General features: G+C 55.4%; 1 protein-coding gene. It reads right to left on the reverse strand.

Annotation, left to right across the window (positions count from 1 at the left end):
- The coding region (purM, locus tag EJP87_RS16775; protein WP_130472971.1) for a phosphoribosylformylglycinamidine cyclo-ligase at positions 1-982 on the reverse strand (982 nt) is incomplete at its 3' end.
- Positions 983-1,176: the final 194 nt, after the last annotated feature.

The following is a 1,176-nucleotide window of genomic DNA, read 5'->3' on the forward strand; positions in this document are numbered from 1 at the left end:
CTCCAGCCTGTTGCAACCCCTCTATCGCCTGCTGTGCATCCTCCTGGGCCACGATCACCACCATGCCCAAGCCGCAATTGAAGGTGCGCATCATCTCATATTCGGGAATCTGTCCCAGCTCTTGCAACAGAGTAAAGATCTCTGGTCGTTGCCAACTGTTTTGGGCAATGGCCACGCTGCAATGCGCTGGCAGGACACGGGGGATATTTTCCCAAAAACCGCCGCCGGTGATATGGACCAGCCCCTTCACGGTGATCTGCTGCATCAGGCTCAAGAGTGGTTTGACATAGATCCGGGTTGGGGTAAGCAGGGCTTCACTGAGGGTTGTGCCCGCGAAGGGGGCCTGCAGTCCTGGACCTTCCGGTGCCAATATCAGTTTGCGGATCAAGGAGTAGCCATTGGAGTGCGGTCCCGAAGAGGCGAGGCCAATAACAGCATCGCCCGGTTGGATGTGACGACCATCAATGATCTGCTCTTTTTCGACGATACCGACGGCAAAGCCAGCCAGATCAAACTCGCCATCCGGATAGAAGCCGGGCATTTCCGCTGTTTCCCCGCCAATCAGGGCACATCCCGCCTGCCGACAACCGGCGGCAATACCTTGAATGACGGTGGCGGCTGCTTCTGGTTGCAGGCGACCGGTGGCAAAATAGTCGAGAAAAAAGAGAGGTTCCGCTCCCTGTACAATCAGATCGTTGACCGACATGGCCACCAGATCGATGCCGACTGTGTCCAGGCGACCGGTCAGAAAGGCCAGCTTTAACTTGGTGCCGACGCCATCGGTAGAAGAGACCAAGAGCGGGTCGCGATATTTTTGCCAATTGGGATGAAAAACGGCACCAAAACCACCCAGATCAGAGGCGACTTCAGGGCGATGGGTAGAGGCGACGGCAGCGCGGATCAGGGAAACGACCCGGTTACCGGCATCGATATCCACGCCGGAATCTTTATAGGTGACGGGTTTGAGGGGCTCTGAGGACATGCCGACGACTCTCCGTTGCAATGGGAAGAACAGTAACCGCAAACCATGGTTGGGAGGCTGCAGGGTGGAAGTGCCATCCAGGTTTCCATAATAATATAGAAGCAAAAAGGCGCACTGTCACCAGTTCGCCTTTATTGCACCAGGGCAATCGCATTTGAAAATCAGAAAACTATTATGGAGGTCCAGGAGGAGAT

This window comes from Candidatus Magnetaquicoccus inordinatus (assembly GCF_004217665.1).
Taxonomy (GTDB): domain Bacteria; phylum Pseudomonadota; class Magnetococcia; order Magnetococcales; family Magnetaquicoccaceae; genus Magnetaquicoccus; species Magnetaquicoccus inordinatus.